We start from the raw sequence: 17,970 nt of genomic DNA, 5'->3' as shown, positions 1-17,970 counted from the left end.
GTGGCCGCGCCAGGGAAAGGACTGATCGTGCGTCACCGTTCCTTGCTCATCCTCACCACCGCAGTCACCACCGGCGCCCTCACGCTCTCCGCGTGCGGCTCGCGCGGCGACGACAACCAGAGCGGCGAAGGAAAGTCCACCGTCGTCATCGGCCTCGACGCCCCCACCACCGGCGAGCTCTCCGCCCTGGGCCTGGGCATCCGCAACTCCGCCCAGCTCGCCATCGACACCGCCAACAAGTCCGGCGAGGTCAAGGGCGTCACCTTCAAGCTCGAAGCCCTCGACGACAAGGCCCTCCCCAACGTCGGCCAGCAGAACGCCACCAAGCTCGCGGGCGACAAGGACGTGCTCGGCATCGTCGGCCCGCTCAACTCCGGCGTCGCCCAGTCCATGCAGCAGGTCTCCAAGCAGAACGACCTCACCCTGATCTCGCCGGCGAACACCACGCCCGACCTCACCCAGGGCAAGGACTGGAAGCAGAACAAGCGCGTCCGCCAGTTCCCCACCTACTTCCGCACCGCCACCACCGACGAGGTGCAGGGCGCCTTCGACGGCCAGTACGCGTGGGAAAAGATGAAGGTCAAGAAGGCCTATGTGATCGACGACCAGAAGACCTACGGCGTCGGCCTCGCCTCCTCCTTCAAGGACCAGTTCAGCAAGCTCGGCGGAAAGATCGTCGGCACCGAACACGTCAGCCCCGACGACCGTGACTTCAAGGCCGTCGTCTCCAAGGTCAAGTCCGCCAAGCCCGACGTGGTCTTCTACGGCGGCGAGTACCCCGCCTCCGGCCCGCTCAGCCAGCAGCTCAAGGACGGCGGCGTCACCGTCCCCCTCATGGGCGGCGACGGCATGTACAGCGGCGACTACATCAAGCTCAACAAGAAGGCCCAGGGCGACTACGCCTCCTCCGTCGGCAAGCCCGTCGAGGAGCTCCCCTCCGCCAAGAAGTTCATCGCCGACTACAAGGCAGCCGGCTTCAAGGAGTCCTACGAGGCCTACGGCGGCTCCACCTACGACTCGACCTGGGCCCTCATCCAGGCCGTGAAGAAGGTCGTCGAGGACAACGACGGCAAGCTCCCCGAGGACGCCCGCAAGAAGGTCGTCGACGCGATGAACAAGGTCACCTTCGACGGTGTCACCGGCCCCATCGCCTTCGACAAATACGGCGACACCACCAACACCATGATCACCGCCTACCAGGTGGACAAGGGGAAGTGGGCCTCCCGCTTCAGCGCCGAATTCAAGAAGTTCGACAAGAGCTGACCGACCGCACCACCGCACACCACCCCGGGCCGCGCCAGGACGCACGAACGACCCTGGCGCGGCCCGCGCACACCGGGACATCCCGGATCGCCGGGACACCCCGGACTCTTCTCACTCCCACGCAACGGAGGCCCTGCGGTGAGCGAACTGCCGCAACAGCTGGCCAACGGACTCATCCTCGGCGCGATGTACGGTCTCATCGCGATCGGCTACACGATGGTCTACGGAATCGTCCAGCTCATCAACTTCGCCCATGGCGAGATCTTCATGGTCGGCGGCTTCGGAGCGCTCAGCGTCTTCCTCGCACTGCCCGCCGGCACCTCACTCGCCCTCGCCCTGCCGGCCATGCTTCTCGGCGGCATCGCCGTATCCGTCCTCGTCGGCATAGCAGCGGAACGATTCGCCTACCGACCCTTGCGTGGCGCCCCACGCCTCGCCCCCCTCATCACCGCCATCGGCCTGTCCATCGCCCTCCAGCAAGCCGTCTGGAAGTGGTACCCCGACGGCAAACAGGCCCGCGTCTTCCCCCAGTTCAAGGGCGAGGCCTTCGACATCCTCGGCGCCACCGTCCAGCGCGGCGACGTCTTCGTCCTCGTCGCCGCCCCCGCCTGCATGATCGCCCTCGGCTTCTTCGTCGCCAAAACCCGCAGCGGCCGCGCCATGCAGGCCACCGCGCAGGACCCCGACACCGCCAAGCTCATGGGCATCAACACCGACCGCATCATCGTCCTCGCCTTCGCCATCGGCGCCGCCTTCGCCGGCGTCGCCGCCGTCGCCTACGGACTGCGCACCGGCGAGGTCCAGTTCCGCATGGGCTTCATCATGGGCCTCAAGGCCTTCACCGCGGCCGTGCTCGGCGGCATCGGCAACATCTACGGCGCCATGCTCGGCGGTGTCGTCCTCGGCGTCGCCGAAGCCCTCGCCACCGCCTACATCGAGGAAATACCCGGCATGGAGCAATTCGGCGGCGGAGCCTGGAAGGACGTCTGGGCCTTCGTCCTCCTCATCCTCGTACTCCTGTTGAGACCACAAGGCCTCCTGGGCGAACGCGTCGCGGATCGGGCGTGATACCGATGACCACCAAGACCACCACCACCCCGGCCCGCGGCCTGATCCCCCTCCCCGAGCGCACCGCGCGCCTCACCACCGCCGCAGGCGCCCTCGCCACCGCTGCCACCACCGGCCTCGCCTGGACCTGGAGCAGCGACTTCCCCGGCGACCTCACCTACTACTTCTCCCCCGCCGGACCGCAGATCGTCACCCTCGTCGGCGGCGTCCTCACCCTGCTGCTCGCCCTCGCGGCCCTCGGCGTCCGCGGCCTGCAGTGGCTCACCCCCGCAGGGCGCCACGCCCCCACCCTCCTCGCGGCCCTCGCCACCTTCGCCGCCACCTGGTTCACGCTCATCGCCATCGCCGTCCACCTCAACGGCCTGATCAACCTCGAACCGGGCGGCGCCCTCGCGGCCGTCACCTCCCTGATCACCCTCGCCGGTGCCCTCGCCCTGCCCCCCGACCAGGCCGACGGCAAACAGCCCGGCACCCCCTGGCAGCGCTTCACCGCGAGCCTCGCCGCCTCCCCCCTCAGGAGCCGCACCCGCGAACTCCCCTCCTGGGCCGAGATCCTGATCATCGCCGCCGCCTTTGCCGCCGGGCTCCTCGCCTTCACCTACGGCATCGACACCGACGACGGCGCCCCCTTCGTCGGCTACCTGATCTTCATGGTGATCGCCATCCCCGCCCTCAACCGGGCCGGACTCATCGCGCGCCTCACCGCACTCACCCGCACCCACCGCGGCGTGGCCCTCGGCGCGGCCTTCATCGCCGCCGCCTGCTTCCCCTTCACCCAGGACACCGACCAGTACACGATCATCGGGGCCAACATCCTGATCTTCGCCACCGTCGCCCTGGGCCTCAACGTCGTCGTCGGCCTCGCCGGCCTCCTCGACCTCGGCTACGTCGCCTTCCTCGGCGTCGGCGCCTACGCCGCCGCCCTCGTCTCGGGCTCCCCCGAATCCGCCTTCGGGCTCCACTTCCCCTTCTGGGCAGCCCTCCTGACCGGCGCCGCGGCCTCCCTCATCTTCGGCGTCCTCATCGGCGCCCCCACCCTGCGCCTACGCGGCGACTATCTCGCCATCGTCACGCTCGGCTTCGGTGAGATCTTCCGCATCGCCATGCTCAACCTCAACGGCACCACCGGCCCCGACGTCACCAACGGCGCCATGGGCATCCCCAACATCCCCAACCTCGAAATCTTCGGCTTCAACTTCGGCGAACCCCACGACATCCTCGGCATCCCCATCGCCACCTACGGCAACTACTACCTGCTGATGATCCTCGTGACGGCCTTCGTCGTCCTCGTCTTCCGGCGCGCCGCGGCCTCCCGCATCGGCCGCGCCTGGATCGCCATCCGCGAGGACGAAACCGCCGCCATCGCCATGGGCATCAACAGCTTCCGCCTCCGCCTCCTGGCCTTCGCCCTCGGCGCCGCCCTCGCCGGACTCGCCGGCACCGTGCACGCCCACGTCGTCACCACCGCCACCCCCGAACAGTTCCAGTTCGCCGGGCCCCAGCCGCCCAACTCCGCCTTCCTCCTCGCCGCCGTCATCCTCGGCGGCATGGGAACCCTCAGCGGACCCCTCGTCGGCGCCGCCCTCCTCTTCCTCATCCCCGCCAAACTCGACTTCCTCCAGGACTACCAACTCCTCCTCTTCGGCATCGCCCTCGTCCTCCTCATGCGCTTCCGCCCCGAAGGCCTCATCCCCGACCGCAGGAAGCAGCTCGAATTCCACGAAACCGGCCAGCTCGACGTGCCCGACCAGCGCCTCCCCGACGCAGACGCCACCCTCGGCGCCACCAAGGCAAAGGCGTGACGACCATGACCACACCAGAGACCCTCGCACCCGCCACCGGCACCGACACCGTCCTCAAGGCCGACGGCGTCACCATGCGCTTCGGCGGACTCACCGCCGTACGCGGCGTCGACCTCACCGTCGGCGCCGGCGAAATCGTCGGCCTCATCGGCCCCAACGGCGCCGGCAAAACCACCTTCTTCAACTGCCTCACCGGCCTCTACGTGCCCACCGAAGGCACCGTCAGCTACCGAGGCACCCGCCTCTCCCGCAAACCCCACCTCGTCACCCAGGCCGGCGTCGCCCGCACCTTCCAGAACATCCGGCTCTTCGCCAACATGACCGTCCTCGAAAACGTCCTCGTCGGACGGCACACGCGCACCAAGGAAGGGCTCTGGTCCGCACTGCTGCGAGGCCCCGGGTTCAAGAAGGCCGAGCGCGGCAGCGAACAACGCGCCATGGAACTCCTGGAATTCACCGGCCTCGCCCACAAACGCGACCACCTCGCCCGCAACCTCCCCTACGGCGAACAACGCAAGCTCGAAATCGCCCGCGCCCTCGCCAGCGAACCCGGACTGCTGCTGCTGGACGAACCGACCGCCGGCATGAACCCCCAGGAAACCCGCGCCACCCAGGACCTCGTCCTCGCCATCCGCGCACAGGGCATCGCCGTCCTCGTCATCGAGCACGACATGCGCTTCATCTTCAACATGTGCGACCGCGTCGCCGTCCTCGTCCAAGGACAGAAACTCGTCGAAGGCACCGCGGAAGTCGTCCAGGCGGACGAACGCGTCATCGCCGCCTACCTGGGCACCCCCGTCGAGGACGTCGCGGCACCGGACCGGGCCACCGACCCGGCAGCCGCGCCGGACCCGGACGGACCCGACGCCCCGGACACGGCAGCAGAACCCGACGCAGCAGACGGATCGGCCCCCGCAGACCGGCCGGCCCAGGGACAGACCGGAGACACCCCATGACCGCACTGCTCGAGGTCGAGGACCTCCGCGTCGCCTACGGCAAGATCGAAGCCGTCAAAGGCATCTCGTTCTCCGTCGAAGCAGGCCAGGCCGTCACCCTCATCGGCACCAACGGCGCCGGCAAAACCACCACCCTGCGCACCCTCTCCGGCCTCCTCAAGCCCCTCGCCGGCAAGATCACCTTCGATGGCGAACCGCTCAACGGCGTCCCCGCCCACAAGATCGTCGAACGCGGCCTCGCCCACTCCCCCGAAGGCCGCCGCCTCTTCCCCCGCCTCACCATCGCCGAAAACCTCAAGCTCGGCGCCTTCCTCCGCAAGGACGCCGACGGCATCGAGAGAGACATCCAGCGCGCCTACGAGCTCTTCCCCATCCTCGGCGAACGCAGCAAACAAGCCTCCGGCACCCTCTCCGGCGGCGAACAGCAAATGCTCGCCATGGGCCGCGCCCTGATGTCCCGCCCCAAACTGCTCATGCTCGACGAGCCCTCCATGGGCCTCTCCCCGATCATGATGCAGAAGATCATGGAGACCATCCGCGAACTCCGCTCCCAAGGCACCACCATCCTGCTCGTCGAACAGAACGCCCAGGCCGCGCTCTCCCTCGCCGACCAGGGACACGTCATGGAAATCGGCCGCATCGTCCACTCCGGAACCGGCGCCTCCCTCCTCCACGACGAATCCGTCCGCAAGGCCTACCTCGGCGAGGACTGACCCGCACAGCGACGCCACGCGAGCGGCCCCGCACCGGTCAACACCGGGACGGGGCCGCTCACGCGCTCGCTACGGGCCCTACTGGTCCTTCTGCTGCTTCTTCTCCTCGGCGTCCTCGATGACCGCCTCGGCCACCTGCTGCATCGACAGCCGGCGGTCCATCGACGTCTTCTGGATCCACCGGAACGCGGCCGGCTCCGTCAGCCCGTACTGCGTCTGCAGAATGCTCTTCGCCCGGTCCACCAGCTTCCGGGTCTCCAGCCGCTGCGTGAGGTCCGCGATCTCCTTCTCCAGCGTCTGCAGCTCGGTGAACCGGCTCACCGCCATCTCGATCGCCGGAACCACATCGCTCTTCGAGAACGGCTTCACCAGATACGCCATCGCGCCCGCGTCCCGCGCCCGCTCCACCAGCTCACGCTGCGAGAACGCGGTCAGCATCAGCACCGGCGCGATGCTCTCCTCGGCGATCTTCTCGGCCGCCGAGATACCGTCCAGCACCGGCATCTTCACGTCCAGGATCACCAGGTCGGGACGGTGCTCCCGGGCCAGCTCCACGGCGGTCTGGCCGTCCCCGGCCTCGCCGACGACGGTGTAGCCCTCCTCCTCCAGCATCTCTTTGAGATCGAGACGGATGAGGGCCTCGTCCTCGGCGATCACGACGCGCGTGGTCAGCGGCGGGACGTGCGACTGATCGTCATCGGCGGCGGGCTGCTCGGGCTCGGCGGCGCTCACGGGACTCCTCATTCCAGGCAGGTGGTGCCATTGCAGCCTACCTAGAGGCGACCGTGGAGCTGCACACGGTAGGGTGTCTCTCGCAACCGGCCCGGTTGGTGGAACTGGTCAGACACGCGGCTCTCAAACAGCCGTGCCCTTGGGCATGTGGGTTCGAATCCCACACCGGGCACTCTTGGACAAGCGGAACTTCACCTTCGCGTGGTTCGCACGCACTTTCGCCCCGCACTCATGATGTGTCACGCACAGTGATGTCATGAACCTCTACGACACAGGTGTGCGACACAAGGCAATCGCCCAGCTCCGCGCGGGGGCCAAGAACGCAGACGTGGCCCGCGCCCTGGGCGTCCCCCTCGGCACCGTCGGCTACTGGCTGCACATGGACCGCGCGAAGCGCGGAGAGTGCCCGGGCGCCCACCACCCGAAGTGCCCACGCTGCGACGGACGCGACCTCGATGCCGCGGCATACGCCTACCTCCTGGCCCTCTACCTCGGCGACGGCCACATCATCCAGTACTCGGCCCATCGCGTACCGAGCCTCATGATCGCGTGCGGTGACGACTGGCCGGGCCTCATGGATGCCTGCGAAGCCGCCATGCGCGCGGTCTTCCCCGACAACTCCGTGTGCCGGGTGCGCAGGACCGGCTGCCACAACGTGAAGGTCTACTCGAAGCACTTATGGTGCATGTTCCCTCAGCACGGCCCCGGCAAGAAGCACGAGCGGCCGATCGTGCTCGAAGTCTGGCAGCAGCAGATCGTGGACGCGCATCCCTGGGAGTTCCTCCGCGGACTCATCCACTCCGACGGCTGCCGCATCACCAACTGGACGACCAGGATGGTGGGCGGCGAGCGCAAACGCTACGAGTACCCGCGGTACTTCTTCACCAACAAGTCCGATGACATCCGGCGGCTCTTCTCGGACACCCTCACCAAGGTCGGCGTCGAGTGGACCGCCCTCGCCCGCGGCAGCGACCCGTTCAACATCTCCGTGGCCCGCAAAAGCTCCGTCGCCCTCATGGACCGACACATCGGGCCGAAGTACTGACAGGGACGGCAGTCAGATACCTCGGCCCAGCGGGAGCGCGGTGCGGGTGGGGCTACTTCGGGGAGTCGTCCTCGCCGATGTGGTGGACGCGGACGAGGTTGGTGGAGCCGGGGACGCCGGGCGGGGAGCCGGCGGTGATGATGACGACGTCGCCCTTCTGGCAGCGGCCGAGCCTCAGGAGCTGCTCGTCGACCTGGGCGACCATCTCGTCGGTGGAGTTGACGGTCGGGCCGAGGAAGGTTTCCACGCCCCAGCTGACGTTGAGCTGGGAGCGGGTGGCCGGGTCGGGGGTGAAGGCCAGGAGCGGGATGGGTGAGCGGTAGCGGGAGAGGCGGCGGACGGTGTCGCCGGACTGGGTGAAGGCGACGAGGAACTTGGCCCCCAGGAAGTCGCCCATGTCGGCGGCGGCGCGGGCGACGGCGCCACCCTGGGTGCGGGGCTTGTTGGCCTCGGTGAGCGGCGGGAGTCCCTTGGCGAGGAGGTCTTCCTCGGCGGCCTCGACGATGCGGCTCATGGTTTTGACGGTCTCGGTGGGGTACTTCCCGACGCTGGTTTCGCCCGAGAGCATGACGGCGTCGGTGCCGTCGATGACGGCGTTGGCGACGTCGGAGGCCTCGGCGCGGGTGGGGCGGGAGTTGTCGATCATCGAGTCGAGCATCTGGGTGGCGACGATGACCGGTTTGGCGTTGCGCTTGGCCAGTTTGATGGCGCGCTTCTGGACGATCGGGACGGTTTCGAGGGGCATTTCGACGCCGAGGTCGCCGCGGGCGACCATGATGCCGTCGAAGGCGGCGACGATGTCGTCGATGTTGTCGACGGCCTGGGGCTTTTCGACCTTGGCGATGACGGGCAGGAAGCGGTTTTCCTCGCGCATGATGCGGTGGACGTCTTCGATGTCGCGGCCGCTGCGGACGAAGGAGAGGGCGATGATGTCGGCGCCGTAGCGCAGGGCCCAGCGGAGGTCGTCCCGGTCCTTTTCGGAGAGGGCGGGGACGGAGACGGCGACGCCGGGGAGGTTGAGGCCCTTGTGGTCGGAGACCATGCCGCCTTCGATGACCTTGGTGTGGACGTGGGGTCCGTCGACACCGGTGACTTCGAGGGTGACCTTGCCGTCGTCGACGAGGATGCATTCGCCGGTGGTGACGTCGGCGGCGAGGCCGTGGTAGGTGGTGCCGCAGATCTGGCGGTCGCCTTCTACCTCGGGTTCCACGGTGATGGTGAACTCGTCGTCGCGTTCGAGAAGTACAGGGCCTTCGCGGAATCGACCGAGGCGGATCTTCGGGCCTTGAAGATCGGCGAGGATGCCGACGCTGCGGCGGGTTTCTTCGGATGCTTTGCGGACCCGGTCGAATCGTGCCTCGTGGTCGGCGTAGGTGCCGTGGCTGAGGTTGAAGCGGGCGATGTCCATTCCGGCGTCGACGAGGGCTTTGATCTGCTCGTACGAGTCGGTGGCGGGTCCCAGAGTGCAGACGATCTTTGCTCGGCGCATGTTTCGACTCTATGACTTACCGGGCGGTAGGGAACTGTAAGAAAGTGACTGCTCAACGAGCGCTTGGTGAAAGGCTGTTGACAAGTAATGGAATGCGCGCGAAGGCGCTCCGATGAGCGGAATATAGCCTCGCGCGCAGTGGTCTCACAGTACGGGACGGGTCATCGTAAAGCGTGCGTTGACATTGGCGTAGACGGCCTGGCGCTGGGGTTCGAGATCGAGGGCAGGGGCGGATTCCTGGGTGGCGCCGCCGTAGCCGGCGAAGGAGCGCATGGCGGGGGCGGCCGTGGGGGCGGTGTTCTCGGCGCCGAGGTCGGCGATTTCGAGGAGGGCGTCGAGGCGGGCGCCGAGGGCTTCGGCGTATTCGCGGGCGCGCTGGACGGCTTCGTGGACGGCCTGGGTGCGGGCGGCCCGGTGGGCGGGTGAGTCGGGGCGCAGGGCCCACCAGGGGCCGTCGACGCTGGTGAGGTCGAGGTCGGCGAGGCGGGTGGTGAGTTCGCCGAGGAGGGTGAAGTCGTTGAGGGTGGCGGTGTGGGTGACCCGTCCGTGGTAGGCGCGGATGCGTTCGTGGCGGCCTTTTTCGGTGAGCTCGGGGGTGAGGCTGAAGGTGCCGGTTTCGAGTTTTTCGATGGCGTCGCCGTAGCTCTTGATGAGGGTGAGGGCGGTTTCGTTGCGGCGGGTGAGGTCGGTGAGGGCGGCGGTGCGGTCGGTGCCGCGGGCGCTGACGGTGAGGGCGATGCGGGCGATTTCGGGGTCGACTTCGAGGCGGGCTTCGCCGCGTACGGCGAGGCGGGGGGTGTCGGGGGTGCCGTAGGGAAGGGCGGTGGGGGCGGTGCCGGTGGGGACGGCGGGGGTGGGGGTGGTGTCGGCGGGGTCGGTCATGGGTGGCTCCCGGGGCGCGAGGTCGGTGGGTGGGGGTGGGGTGTGGGTGGTGAAGGGTCGCATATCGGGGTGGCCGGTGGCGGGTCATCCGACCGCCGGGTGTGAGGGGTGTTCCGGTAGGGGCTGCTGCGCCAGAATCTACGCGCGTCGTCGCCCTGTGTGGCGGCGTTCGTCCGTGTGTTTCCGCGTATGTCCGAGGGAGTTGGCATGTCGCTCGACCGTAGGGAGTTCTTGGGAAGTTCTGTGGTGACGGGGGCGGGTGTGGCCCTTGCGGGCGGGGCGCCGGCGGCGGAGGCGGTGGAGGTCCGGGAGCAGGGCGGGCGCGGGCACGGTCATCGCCGGGAGCGCTATGCGTTCACGGTCATGGGCACGACGGACCTGCACGGCAATGTCTTCAACTGGGACTACGCCATGGACGCGGAGTTCGACGATGCGGCGCACAACGATGTGGGACTGGCGAAGATTTCGACGCTGGTGACGCAGGTGCGGCAGGAGAAGGGCCGGCACAACACCCTGCTGATCGATGCCGGTGACACCATTCAGGGGACGCAGCTGGCGTATTACTACGCCAAGGTGGATCCGATCACGGATCCGGACGGTCCGGTGCATCCGATGGCGCGGGCGATGAATGCGGTCGGCTATGACGCGGCGGCGCTGGGAATCATGAGTTCAATTACGGCATTCCGGTGCTGCGGAAGTTCGAGGAGAGCTGCGATTTTCCGCTGGTGGGCGCGAATGCGGTGGATGCGAGGTCACTGCGTCCGGCGTTCCGGCCGTATGTGCTGAAGCGGTTGCGGTCGCCGCGCGGGCGGGTGGTGACGGTGGCGGTGCTGGGGCTGACGAATCCGGGGATCGCGATCTGGGACAAGGCGCATGTGCAGGGGAAGCTGGCGTTTCCTGGGCTGGTGGAGCAGGCGGCGAAGTGGGTGCCGAAGCTGCGGTCGATGGGCGCGGATGTGGTGTTCGTCGCGGCACATTCCGGGATGAGCGGTACGTCGTCGTACGGGGATCAGCTGCCGTATGTGGAGAATGCGGCGGTGCTGGTGGCGGAGCAGGCGCCGGTGAAGGACACGCCGATTCTGGATTTCATCGCGTGGGTGCAGGCGGAGGTGGTGCGCAAGGCACTGGCGGGGTCGGCGTTTGCGTCGTTGCCGGTGTTGGCGCAGGCGTCGTGCTTTTCGCGTACCGCGCGGGTGCCGGAGGGGGATGTGACGATCCGGTCGATGGCGGCGCTTTATCCGTTCGACAACGCTCTGGAGGCACGGGTGTTGACGGGTGCTCAGCTGCGGGCGTATTTGGAGTTCTCGGCGCGGTATTACGTGCGGACGCCGGCCGGTGGGGGCCCGGTGGATCCGTCGAAGGTGACGAATGCGGACGGTATCCCGGATTACCACTACGACATGGTGTACGGGGTGTCGTACGAGGTCGATATCGCGAAGCCGGCGGGGCAGCGGATCGGGAAGCTGATGTTCGACGGGAAGCCGTTGGACGATGCGGCGCGGTTCGTGCTGGCGGTGAACAATTACCGGGCGAGTGGTGGCGGTAATTTCCCACATGTGGCGGCTGCTGAGCAGGTGTGGTCGACGTCGGACGAGATCCGGAACGTGATGATCGGGTGGGTGCAGGAGACCGGGGAGATCGATCCGGCGGCATTTGCCGCGGCGGACTGGAAGTTGACGCGGGACGGGGTGCCGGTGATCTGAGCCCGGCCGGGGGCGGGGTGCTGTCGGGAGGCGCGGGTGCGGGTCAGCGGCGCGGGACGAGGGTGGAGCCCTGCCGGGGGACCGTGCCCGTGCGGCCCGTCGAGGGCTGTGGGAGGCCGAAGCTGGTGAAGGCGGTGCGGGTGGGGAGGGGGTAAGGGGCGCTGTCGGTGAGGGAGTTGAGGATGGTGGCGCTGCGCCAGGCGGCGAGGCCGAGGTCGGGGGCGCCGACGCCGTGGGTGTGGGTTTCGGCGTTCTGGACGTAGACCGAGCCGGTGATGGCGGGGTCGAGGACCAGCCGGTGGTGTGCGTCGACGCGGGGGCGGGCGCCGGAGTCGCGGCGTACATAGGGGTCGAGGGCGGCGAGCAGGGTGTCCATGCGGCGTTCGCGGTAGCCGGTGGCGAGGACGACGGCGTCAGTGGTGAGGCGGGAGCGGGTGCCTTGCTGGATGTGGTCGAGGTGGAGTTCGACCTTGGTGGTGCCGACGCGGCCCGCGGTGCGGACGAAGACTCCGGGGGTGAGGGTGGTGTCGGGCCAGCCGCCGTCGAGGGTGCGGCGGTAGAGCTCGTCGTGGATGGCGGCGAGGGTGGCGTGGTCGATGCCCTTGTGGAGCTGCCATTGGCCGGGGACGAGGTCGTCGCGGACGCGTTCGGGGAGGGCGTGGAAGTAGCGGGTGTAGTCGGGGGTGAAGTGTTCGAGGCCGAGCTTGCTGTACTCCATGGGGGCGAAGGCGGGGGTGCGGGCGAGCCAGTGGAGGCCTTCGCGGCCGGCGGGGCGGGCGCGGAGCTGGTCGAGGAAGATTTCGGCGCCCGACTGGCCGGCGCCGATGACGGTGAGGTGGTCGGCGGCGAGCAGGCGTTCGCGGTGGTCGAGGTAGTCGGCGGAGTGGATGACGGGAACGGCGGGGGCGTCGGCCAGGGGGCGTAGCGGGACGGGGATGTGGGGGGTGGTGCCGATGCCGAGGACGAGGTTGCGGGCGTAGGTGCGGCCGAGGGCTTCGGCTTCGCCGTCGGTGTCGAGCTGGGTGAAGTCGACTTCGAAGAGTTCGCGTTCGGGGTTCCAGCGGATGGCGTCGATCTGGTGGCCGAAGTGGAGGGTGGGGAGTTTTTCGCTGACCCAGCGGCAGTAGGCGTCGTATTCGGCGCGGTGGATGTGGAAGCGCTCGGCGAAGTAGAAGGGGAAGAGGCGTTCGCGGGTCTTGAGGTAGTTGAGGAAGGTCCAGGGGCTGGCGGGGTCGACGAGGGTGACGAGGTCGGCGAGGAAGGGGACTTGGAGGGTGGCGCCGTCGATGAGGAGACCGGGGTGCCAGTGGAAGGCGGGGCGCTGGTCGTAGAAGGCGGTGCGGAGCTGGGTGAGGGGGTGGGCGAGGGCGGCGAGGGAGAGGTTGAAGGGGCCGACGCCGATGCCGGCGAGGTCGAGGGGTTCGTCGGGGCTCGTGGTGTCGGTGGTGAGGGGCGCTTCGGGAGTGCTGCTCATCTGGGGGTGTGGCCTTCCACGAGTTTGAGGAGGGTGGTGAGGTCTCCGGGTTGGGTGTGGGGGTTGAGGAGGGTGGCTTTGAGCCAGAGGCCGGTGGGGGTGGTGGCGCGGCCGAGGACGGCCTGTCCGTCGGTGAGGAGGGTGCGGCGGATGGTGGCGAGGGTGGTGTGGTCGGCGCCGGTGAGGCGGAAGAGGACGGTGCTGAGGGTGGGGCGGGAGTGGAGTTCGTAGCGGGGGTGGGCCTCGATGAGGTCGGCGAGGATCTGGGCGGCGGCGAGGGTGCGGTCGACGAGTTCGCCGAGGCCGTGGCGGCCGAGGGCCTTGAGGGTGACGGCGATTTTGAGGATGTCGGGGCGGCGGGTGGTGCGCAGTGAGCGGCTGAGCAGGTCGGGGAGGCCGGCTTCGGTGTCGTCGTCGGCGTTGAGGTAGTCGGCCTGGTGGGCGAGGGGGGTCAGGGTGGCGGGCCCGGGGACGGCGAGGAGGCCGGCCGCGACGGGTTGCCAGCCGAGTTTGTGCAGGTCGAGGGCGACGGTGTGGGCGCGGGCGAGGCCGTGCAGGGCCGCGCGGTGGGTGTCGCTGAAGAGGAGGGCTCCGCCGTAGGCGGCGTCGACGTGGAAGCGGGCGCCGTGCTGTTCGGCGAGGTCGGCGAGGGCGGGGAGGGGGTCGATGGCGCCGGTGTCGGTGGTGCCTGCGGTGGCGACGAGGAGGACGGGGCCGGTGCGTCCGGCGAGGTTGGCCAGGCAGCTGTGGACGGTGTCGGGGGTGAGGATGCCGTCGGGGGTGGGGAGGGTGAGGGGTTCAGGGAGGCCCAGGAGCCAGGCGGAGCGGTGGATGCTGTGGTGGGCGTTGGCGCCGCAGACGATCCGGAGGGGGCGGGCCGGCCGGTGGGGGTCGGTCGCGGTGCCGTGGGTTGCGGCGGCTTCGCGGGCGAGGAGGAGGGCGAGCTGGTTGGATTCGGTGCCGCCGGTGGTGACCAGGGCGTCGGGGTCGGTGGCCTGGGGGTAGACCAGCGCGGCGAGTGCGCGGCTGGTGAGGGCTTCGAGGGCGGAGGCGGCGGGGGCCTGGTCCCAGGAGTCCATGGAGGGGTTGAGGGCGGCGGCGGCGAGGTCGGCGGCGGTGGCGAGGGCCAGCGGCGGGCAGTGCAGGTGGGCGGCGCAGTGCGGGTCGGCGGGGTCGGCGGCGCCGGCGGCGAGGGTGTGGACGAGGGTGCGCAGGGCGGCGTGCGGGCCGCTGCCATGGTCGGGGAGCAGGGGGTGGCAGGCGTCGCGTACGGTGCGGGCGACCGTCTCGGGGCCGCCGGGCGGCAGGGGGCCGGCGCGGTCCTCGGCGCCGGTGGTGAGGGCGTCGAGGACGGTGTCGAGGAGGGGGCGGAGTGCGCGGGGGCCGTTGGTGCCGCCTGCGAGGGCGGTGCCGGCAGGGGGCACAGGCATCAATGTGCTCTTCTGTCAGGGGAGTTCGGGCCGCGGTCCGGTGCGGACGAGCCCTGAGGCGGCCCTAAGTTACTTTCCCTGTACGGCGCATATCCACTGGTCGCGGTCATACCACCCGTAAGTGGTACGGGTGTACCGCAGGTGTTCGGGTGCCGCCGGCCGCCGGCCCGGCGGCGCCCGGTGCGTCGGGTGGTGTGTCAGGCGCTGCCCGCCGCGGCGCGTACCCGCAGGGCCCGCCGCAGGTCGTCGAGCTGGTCGAGGAGCTTACGGCGCAGGGCGGGGCTCGGGTCGCCGTCGGTGAGGCAGGCCTCGCCGAGCCGGAGGGTGTCGTCCTCGACGAAGGTGCCGGGGAAGGCGTAGCGGCCGGCGGCCGCGGCGAGGGCCGGGCCGCGGGCGGCGGCGAGGGCGGGGACGTCGGTGAAGTAGCGGGCGACGTAGGGGCGGAGCAGCTCGTGCTGTTCGGGGGCCCAGAAGCCGGTGGCGGTGGCGGTGAAGAGGTAGTTGGAGAGGGCGGCCTCGGCGTCGGTGGTGAACAGGGCGTCCCAGGCGGCTTGTTTGGCGGCCGGGTCGGGGAGCGCGGCGTGGCAGCGGGCGGCGCCCTCGCGGCCGGTGGCGCTGGGGTCGCGGGCGAGTTCGGCGTCGATGGCGTCGGGGGTCGTGGCGCCGAGGGTGGCGAGCCGGCGGAGGATGCGCCAGCGCAGTTCGGGGTCGAGGCGGGGGCCGCCGGGGACGCTGCCGTCGTCGAGCCAGTCCTGGATGCCCTCCGGGGTGGTGGCGCTGTCGATGAAGGCGCGTACGGCGGTGAGCCGCAGCCCTGCTTCGGTGCCGTGTTCGGGGCCTTCGGTGCGCCGGAGTATGTCGCGGCTGAGGGCGGTGAGGGTGGCGAGGGCGGTGTGGCGGTCGATGGGGGTACCTCCCTGCTCGAGCGGGGTCGAGAGCTTGGGGGAGGGAAGGTAGTGGTCGGCGATCTGGGTGCGGGCGAAGGCGAGGACGCCCTGGACGAGGGCCAGGTCGGTTTCGAGCGGGAGGTGGGCGCGGGCGGCGTCCAGGTAGGCGGTGGGGGCGAGTTCGCCGTCGCGGACCATGTCGCGGGCGGCGTTCCACACGACGGCGCGGGTCAGCGGGCCGGGGAGGCCGGACAGGGCGCCGAGGACGGTGTCCCAGGAGACGGGGTCGAGGCGGACCTTGGCGTAGGTGAGGTCCTGGTCGTTGAGGAGGAGCAGGGCGGGGCGGCCGCCGGTGCCCGCGTGGACGCCGTCGTCGGGCACGTCCCAGGACAGCGGTTCGCGCGGCACGAGGCGGCCCGTGGTGGTGCGGTCGTGGTCGTAGAGCCCGATGGTGAGCCGGTGCGGGCGGGTGCCGTCCTGGCTTCCGGTCTGTTCGACGGACACGCTCCAGTGGCCGTCCGCGGCTTCCCGTACGACGGGGGTGAGGGTGTCGGCTCCGGTGGTGCGCAGCCAGCGTGCGGCCCAGGCGTGGACATCGCGGTCGGTGGCGCGGGCGAGGGAGTCGATGAAGTCGGCGAGGGTGGCGTTGCCGAAGCGGTGCCGGGCGAAGTGCTCGTTGATGCCGGTGAGGAAGTCCTTCTCCCCCATCCAGGCGACGAGTTGGCGCAGTGCGGAGGCGCCCTTGGCGTAGGAGATGCCGTCGAAGTTGAGGAGCGCGGAGGCGGTGTCGGGGACGTCTTCGGGGGTGGGGGCGACGGGGTGGGTGGAGGGCCGCTGGTCGGCGTCGTAGCCCCAGCCCTTGCGGGCGACGGCGAAGTCGGTCCAGGTGTCGGTGCCCCATTTCCTGGTGGGAGTCCCTCCAGGTCCCCCAAGGCCGGCTTCGGCCAGGACCTGGTACCCCATGTATTCGGCGAAGGACTCGTTCAGCCAGATGTCGTCCCACCACTGGAGGGTGACCAGGTCGCCGAACCACATGTGGGCCATTTCGTGGGCGATCGTGACGCCGCGGGTCTGGCGTTCGGTGTCGGTGACGGCGGAGCGGTAGACGTATTCGTCGCGGAAGGTGACCAGGCCGGGGTTCTCCATGGCGCCGGCGTTGAATTCGGGGACGAAGGCCTGGTCGTAGGAGTCGAAGGGGTAGGGCTCCGTGAAGATCTCGTGGAAGCGGTCGAAGCAGCGGCGGGTGAGGTCGAGGATTTCCTCGGCGTCGGCGTCGAGGTGGGGGGCCAGCGAACGGCGGCAGTGGATGCCGAAGGGCAGTCCGGCGTGTTCGGTGCGGATCGAGTGCCAGGGGCCGGCGGCGACCGCGACGAGGTAGCTGCTGATGAGCGGGGTCGGGGCGAGGGTCCAGTGGCCGGGGTCGCGCTGGGTGGCGATGCCGTTGCCGAGGACGGACCAGTCCGTGGGGGCGGTGACGGTGACCGCGAACACGGCTTTGAGGTCGGGCTGGTCGAAGGCGGCGAAGACGCGCTGGACGTCGTCGAGGAACAGCTGGGTGTAGACGTAGCTCTCGCCGTCGGCGGGGTCGGTGAAGCGGTGCATGCCTTCGCCGGTGCGGGAGTAGCTCATGGTGGCGTCCACGCGCAGTTCGTGGGCGCCGGGGGTGAGGCCGGTGAGCGGGAGCCGGTTGTCGTCGAGGGCGGCCGGGTCGACGGTGGCGCCGTCGAGGGTGACGGAGTGCAGCTCGGCGGGTTTGAGCTCGACGAAGGTGTCGCCGCCGGCTCGCGCGGTGAACTGGATGACCGTGCGGGAGCCGAACCGGTCCTCGCCTTGGGTGAGGTCGAGGGCGATGTCGTAGCGGTGGACGTCGATGAGTCGGGCTCGGGTCTGCGCCTCGTCGCGCTGCAGTGCGGGCATGGAGTCATGCTGCCGTACGGTCGGTGGGCGGTGCACGGGGGTTTGGCAGGTGTGGGGGCTGGGGGGGCGGTTTGCCGTTCCCCTTCGTGGCGCGGCCGATCCGTCACGTGACTTCTGGGCCTGTGCGGGTTGGTGGGGGCTGAGGTTTTGCGGGTTGCGTGGTTGCCGCGGGGGTCGGAGGGGACGCACCGGGACCCGTCCTCGGCGCGGGCGACGCGGCTACGTGCGATTGATTGCCCCGGCGTTCGCTCCGGTCCTGCGGGCGGGCCCCGGTACATCCCCTCCAACCATCCAGCGTTGCCGACTGCCGCCCGGTGACACCGCCCGTCACAGCCCAGACCCTGGCCGCCGCCCAACGAGCGGCGGCCCGGCCAGGTCCCTGCCAAGACCTGCCGCGCGTGGTCGTGACGGTGATCGGTACGGCGGGAGAGCCGCGCACGTACGGCGGTCGGAGGGGATGTCCGGTGAGCCGCGGGCAGGACCGGAGCGAACAACGGGGCTCCCAACCTCCGGGACCAGGGCCGCCCGCGCCGATGGGGGCACCTCCCGGCCGAAGGCTGGGGGAGGATTACCGGGCGTCCCCTCCGACCCCCCACCCACACCGCGTAG

The 17,970-nt window shown here is 69.7% G+C and carries 12 protein-coding genes, 1 tRNA gene and 1 pseudogene; 8 read left to right on the top strand and 6 right to left on the bottom strand.

Annotated elements, in window-relative coordinates:
- The first annotated feature begins 42 nt into the window (after positions 1-42).
- From SLV14N_RS29840 to SLV14N_RS29820, 5 genes are all read left to right on the top strand, one after another.
- Positions 43-1,263: a branched-chain amino acid ABC transporter substrate-binding protein gene (locus tag SLV14N_RS29840; protein WP_263273323.1), complete on the top strand. Its 1,221-nt coding sequence runs from the start codon at positions 43-45 to the stop codon at positions 1,261-1,263.
- Between the two features lie 138 nt (positions 1,264-1,401).
- A complete protein-coding gene (locus tag SLV14N_RS29835; RefSeq protein ID WP_208685103.1) occupies positions 1,402-2,331 on the top strand; it encodes a branched-chain amino acid ABC transporter permease in 930 nt (309 codons plus the stop codon).
- A gap of 5 nt (positions 2,332-2,336) precedes the next feature.
- On the top strand, positions 2,337-4,133 hold the full coding sequence (locus tag SLV14N_RS29830) for a branched-chain amino acid ABC transporter permease (protein WP_263271783.1): 1,797 nt from the start codon (positions 2,337-2,339) through the stop codon (positions 4,131-4,133).
- Positions 4,134-4,138: 5 nt separating this feature from the next.
- The gene (locus SLV14N_RS29825; protein ID WP_208685099.1) at positions 4,139-5,089 is read left to right on the top strand and encodes an ABC transporter ATP-binding protein; all 951 of its coding nucleotides are present in this window, start codon (positions 4,139-4,141) and stop codon (positions 5,087-5,089) included.
- Positions 5,086-5,802, top strand: coding sequence for an ABC transporter ATP-binding protein (locus tag SLV14N_RS29820; RefSeq protein WP_208685097.1), 717 nt, complete (start codon positions 5,086-5,088; stop codon positions 5,800-5,802). The genes SLV14N_RS29825 and SLV14N_RS29820 overlap by 4 nt, the downstream gene beginning before the upstream one ends.
- A 78-nt stretch (positions 5,803-5,880) precedes the next feature.
- Here the strand turns inward: SLV14N_RS29820 and SLV14N_RS29815 are convergent, their stop codons facing one another.
- The gene (locus tag SLV14N_RS29815) at positions 5,881-6,534 is read right to left on the bottom strand and encodes an ANTAR domain-containing response regulator (protein ID WP_208685095.1); all 654 of its coding nucleotides are present in this window, start codon (positions 6,532-6,534) and stop codon (positions 5,881-5,883) included.
- A gap of 89 nt (positions 6,535-6,623) precedes the next feature.
- On the opposite strand from SLV14N_RS29815, the gene SLV14N_RS29810 reads away from it, so the two are divergent.
- Positions 6,624-6,706 (top strand) — tRNA-Leu (locus tag SLV14N_RS29810).
- An 84-nt stretch (positions 6,707-6,790) separates the two neighbouring features.
- Positions 6,791-7,579 (top strand): helix-turn-helix domain-containing protein, encoded by a 789-nt coding sequence (locus tag SLV14N_RS29805; RefSeq protein ID WP_263271782.1) that lies wholly within the window; start codon positions 6,791-6,793, stop codon positions 7,577-7,579.
- A gap of 52 nt (positions 7,580-7,631) precedes the next feature.
- Here the strand turns inward: SLV14N_RS29805 and pyk are convergent, their stop codons facing one another.
- Positions 7,632-9,068 carry a pyruvate kinase gene (pyk, locus tag SLV14N_RS29800; protein WP_208685091.1) on the bottom strand — a complete coding sequence of 479 codons (1,437 nt, stop codon included), beginning with the start codon at positions 9,066-9,068 and terminating at the stop codon, positions 7,632-7,634.
- A 144-nt stretch (positions 9,069-9,212) separates the two neighbouring features.
- On the bottom strand, positions 9,213-9,950 hold the full coding sequence (locus SLV14N_RS29795) for an SIMPL domain-containing protein (protein ID WP_263271781.1): 738 nt from the start codon (positions 9,948-9,950) through the stop codon (positions 9,213-9,215).
- A gap of 207 nt (positions 9,951-10,157) precedes the next feature.
- On the opposite strand from SLV14N_RS29795, the pseudogene SLV14N_RS29790 reads away from it, so the two are divergent.
- Positions 10,158-11,653 (top strand): annotated as a pseudogene (locus SLV14N_RS29790) (bifunctional UDP-sugar hydrolase/5'-nucleotidase).
- 43 nt (positions 11,654-11,696) lie between these two features.
- Here SLV14N_RS29790 and SLV14N_RS29785 read toward each other — a convergent pair.
- The 3 genes from SLV14N_RS29785 to pepN all read right to left on the bottom strand — a co-directional run bounded on the left by SLV14N_RS29785 (position 11,697) and on the right by pepN (position 17,361).
- Entirely contained in the window at positions 11,697-13,127 is a 1,431-nt protein-coding gene (locus SLV14N_RS29785; RefSeq protein ID WP_263271780.1) for a lysine N(6)-hydroxylase/L-ornithine N(5)-oxygenase family protein, read from the bottom strand.
- Positions 13,124-14,557 (bottom strand): pyridoxal-dependent decarboxylase, encoded by a 1,434-nt coding sequence (locus SLV14N_RS29780; RefSeq protein ID WP_263271779.1) that lies wholly within the window; start codon positions 14,555-14,557, stop codon positions 13,124-13,126. The genes SLV14N_RS29785 and SLV14N_RS29780 overlap by 4 nt, the downstream gene beginning before the upstream one ends.
- Positions 14,558-14,754: 197 nt before the next feature.
- Positions 14,755-17,361 carry an aminopeptidase N gene (gene pepN / locus SLV14N_RS29775; protein WP_263271778.1) on the bottom strand — a complete coding sequence of 869 codons (2,607 nt, stop codon included), beginning with the start codon at positions 17,359-17,361 and terminating at the stop codon, positions 14,755-14,757.
- Positions 17,362-17,970: the final 609 nt, after the last annotated feature.

This window comes from Streptomyces sp. Je 1-4 4N24, assembly GCF_026239515.1.
In the GTDB taxonomy this organism is placed as follows: Bacteria; Actinomycetota; Actinomycetes; order Streptomycetales; family Streptomycetaceae; genus Streptomyces; species Streptomyces nigrescens.
Note: the sequence above shows the minus strand (reverse complement) of the source record. Positions and strands in the feature narration are given on the sequence as shown.

Excerpts from the sequence above, each read along its gene's own strand:
- SLV14N_RS29805 (WP_263271782.1), top strand. The coding sequence starts at position 6,791 with ATGAACCTCTACGACACAGGTGTGCGACACAAGGCAATCGCCCAGCTC.
- SLV14N_RS29820 (WP_208685097.1), top strand. The coding sequence starts at position 5,086 with ATGACCGCACTGCTCGAGGTCGAGGACCTCCGCGTCGCCTACGGCAAG.
- pepN (WP_263271778.1), bottom strand. The coding sequence starts at position 17,361 with ATGCCCGCACTGCAGCGCGACGAGGCGCAGACCCGAGCCCGACTCATC.
- SLV14N_RS29795 (WP_263271781.1), bottom strand. The coding sequence starts at position 9,950 with ATGACCGACCCCGCCGACACCACCCCCACCCCCGCCGTCCCCACCGGC.
- SLV14N_RS29830 (WP_263271783.1), top strand. The coding sequence starts at position 2,337 with ATGACCACCAAGACCACCACCACCCCGGCCCGCGGCCTGATCCCCCTC.
- pyk (WP_208685091.1), bottom strand. The coding sequence starts at position 9,068 with ATGCGCCGAGCAAAGATCGTCTGCACTCTGGGACCCGCCACCGACTCG.
- SLV14N_RS29780 (WP_263271779.1), bottom strand. The coding sequence starts at position 14,557 with ATGCCTGTGCCCCCTGCCGGCACCGCCCTCGCAGGCGGCACCAACGGC.
- SLV14N_RS29785 (WP_263271780.1), bottom strand. The coding sequence starts at position 13,127 with ATGAGCAGCACTCCCGAAGCGCCCCTCACCACCGACACCACGAGCCCC.
- SLV14N_RS29825 (WP_208685099.1), top strand. The coding sequence starts at position 4,139 with ATGACCACACCAGAGACCCTCGCACCCGCCACCGGCACCGACACCGTC.